General features: G+C 60.3%; 4 protein-coding genes. All 4 read right to left on the bottom strand.

Translation table 11 applies throughout. The features are described 5' to 3' along the window. A partial coding sequence (locus AB4Z11_RS28830) for a LacI family DNA-binding transcriptional regulator (protein WP_442029254.1) occupies nt 1–268 on the bottom strand: 268 nt, incomplete at its 3' end. 46 nt (nt 269–314) lie between these two features. Beyond that, nucleotides 315–1,358 (bottom strand): ABC transporter ATP-binding protein, encoded by a 1,044-nt coding sequence (locus tag AB4Z11_RS28825; protein WP_442029253.1) that lies wholly within the window; start codon nt 1,356–1,358, stop codon nt 315–317. A gap of 4 nt (nt 1,359–1,362) precedes the next feature. Beyond that, nucleotides 1,363–2,208, bottom strand: a complete 846-nt coding sequence (locus AB4Z11_RS28820; RefSeq protein ID WP_442029252.1) for a carbohydrate ABC transporter permease — start codon at nt 2,206–2,208, stop codon at nt 1,363–1,365. Further along, nucleotides 2,205–2,692, bottom strand: a 488-nt coding sequence (locus AB4Z11_RS28815; protein WP_442029251.1) for a carbohydrate ABC transporter permease, incomplete at its 5' end; no start/stop codon positions are given. The genes AB4Z11_RS28815 and AB4Z11_RS28820, both read right to left, overlap by 4 nt.

Genomic DNA, 2,692 nt, shown 5'->3' with positions numbered 1-2,692 from the left:
GCCCCGCAGCACGCAGCTCGGTATCGATGATCTGCAGGATGGGTGTGTAGAAGGTGCCGCTCAGCACAGGGATGTAGACGCCGATCATCTGGCTGGTGCCCGACAGCAGCGAACGCGCAGCATGCGATGGACGGAAACCCAGTTCCTCAATGGCCTTCTTCACTTTCTCAAGCGTGGCGGGCGATACGGCCCCCTTCCCGCTGACTACGCGGGACGCCGTTCCCAGTCCAACGCCCGCAAGGCGGGCAACGTCTTTGATTGTGGCCACAGTGATCCTTAGTTAACTTGTGAGAGCATACTTGATGGCTTCCATCTCATAAAGCCTTTCCGCTGTCGGGGTCGAACAGGCAGGCGCGACGCGCATCAATGGCAAACGCCACCTGGTCCCCTACCGCAAACGAACGAGCCTCCTGCACGATGCACGATAGCTGATGACCACCGCAATCCAGCCACACCACCTGATGACTGCCCATCGGCTCGGCCAGCGACACCTTGCCAAGCAGCGGACCATCATCCATTAACGCTATATGCTCGGGGCGCACACCCAGCACGGCCTTGCGCGGACCTGCCGCACTCACGCCGACCGACAGCGTCCCGGCATTGAATCTGCCCAGGGCATCCAGCTCACCGTGAATAAAGTTCATCGAGGGCGCGCCAAGGAAGCCCGCTACAAACAGGTTCGCCGGCCGCTCATACACTTCACTCGGCGTGCCTACCTGCTGAATCTCACCGGCCTTCATCACCACGATGCGGCTGGCTAGGGTCATCGCTTCAACCTGATCGTGGGTCACATAAATCATGGTCGAGCCCAGATTCTGATGCAGCAGTTTCAGCTCGCGGCGCAGGTCCGTGCGCAGCTTTGCATCCAGATTCGACAATGGCTCATCAAACAAATACACGTTCGCATTGCGCACCAGCGCACGGCCAATTGCCACACGCTGACGCTGGCCGCCGGACAGCTGCGCCGGCTTGCGCTTCAGCAGCTCCTTCAGGTGCAGCATTCCCGCCACGCGCTCAAGGCGTTCTGCAATCTGCGCCTTCGGCATGCCCGCAATGCGCAAGCCGAAGGACATATTCTTCTCCACCGTCATAGTCGGGTACAGCGCATACGACTGGAACACCATGCCGATACCACGCTCGCTCGGATCGATGCGCGACATATCCTTGCCACCGATCTCGATACTGCCACCGCTCGTTTCAATCAGGCCCGCGATGCTATGCAGCAGGGTCGACTTGCCGCAGCCCGAAGGACCAAGCAGCACCAGAAACTCGCCCTCCTTCACCTGCAGATCCAGCTCCCTGATCACAGCGTTACCGCCAAGGGTGATGCTCAACTTACGCAAATCTACGTTCGACATCCACTCAACCTTTCACTGCGCCAGCGGCGATGCCGCGTACAAACCAGCGGCCGGACAAGAAGTAAATCGCCAAGGGCACTAGCGCCGTGAGAATGGTCGCCGCCATGTTGACGTTATAAAGACGGACACCCGTCGTGGTGTTGATTACATTATTCAGCTGCACCGTCATTGGCGCGTTATCGCGCCCTGCAAAGACCAGGCCCAGGATATAGTCGTTCCAAACGCCCGTAACCTGCATGATGGCCGCGACCACCAGCATAGGAATAGAAGCTGGCAGCATCACGTGCCAGAAGATGCGCCAGAAACCGCCACCATCGATGCGCGCAGCCTGGAACAGCTCATGCGGCAGCGACACATAATAGTTGCGGAAGAGGAGAGTCAGTACCGGCATGCCGAACACCAGATGCACCAGCACGATTGCGGTCAGCGAGCCATACACTTCCATCGCGGCCAGCATACGCACCAGCGGATAAATCATCACCTGCACCGGCACGAATGCGCCCAGCAGCAGGATCGCAAACAGTACGTTGGCGCCACGCGGGCGCCAGAACGACAGCGCATAGCCATTCAGCGCGCCCAGCAGGATCGGCAGGATGGTACTCGGCACCGCAATGCGCACGGAATTCCAGAAGCCGGCCCGCACGCCATCGCAGGACGCGCCGGTGCAGGCTTCACTCCACGCCGAACGCCAGGCTTCCAGTGTTGGCGCCAGCGGCAGCGCAAACAGGTGGCCATTGCGGATTTCGTCCATCGACTTCAGCGAGGTGGTGATCATGATGTACAGCGGCAGCATGAAGAACAGCGCTGCGCTGAGCAGGAAGGCATACAGGCCGATGCGCGCTGGCTTCATGCGATCCTCCGGCGGCTGCGCGCATAAGCATAAGGCGCCAGCAGCATCAGCACCGTCACCAGCAGCATGACTGCGGCAGCCGATGCCAGGCCGATGTTCGCGCGCAGGAAGAGATGGTCCATGATGAACTTGGCCGGCACTTCGCTGGCGATGCCGGGGCCGCCCTGGGTCATGGACACCACCGCGTCGTACAGTTTGACGACCATGGTCGCCAGCAGAATCAGCACCGTTGCAACGGTAGGACCGAGCATGGGCAGCACGATCGACAGGTACACGCGCCACACGGGAATACCGTCCAGCCGCGCGGCTTTCCAGATTTCGGGATCGACACCGCGCAAGCCTGCCAGCATCAGCGCCATCACAAAGCCGGACGCCTGCCATATGGAGGCGATGACGATGGTGTAGATCACTTTATCCTGATCGACCAGCCAGTCGAAGTCGAGGCCGGGAATGCCGTCCGGTGTGAAGATCCATTGCCACACAA

Origin of the sequence: Pseudoduganella sp. RAF53_2, from assembly GCF_052113985.1 — a bacterium.
Classification (GTDB): domain Bacteria; phylum Pseudomonadota; class Gammaproteobacteria; order Burkholderiales; family Burkholderiaceae_D; genus Rugamonas.
Note: the sequence above shows the minus strand (reverse complement) of the source record. Positions and strands in the feature narration are given on the sequence as shown.

Coding starts and splice junctions, on each gene's coding strand:
- AB4Z11_RS28825 (WP_442029253.1), bottom strand. CDS start 1,358: ATGTCGAACGTAGATTTGCGTAAGTTGAGCATCACCCTTGGCGGTAAC.
- AB4Z11_RS28820 (WP_442029252.1), bottom strand. CDS start 2,208: ATGAAGCCAGCGCGCATCGGCCTGTATGCCTTCCTGCTCAGCGCAGCG.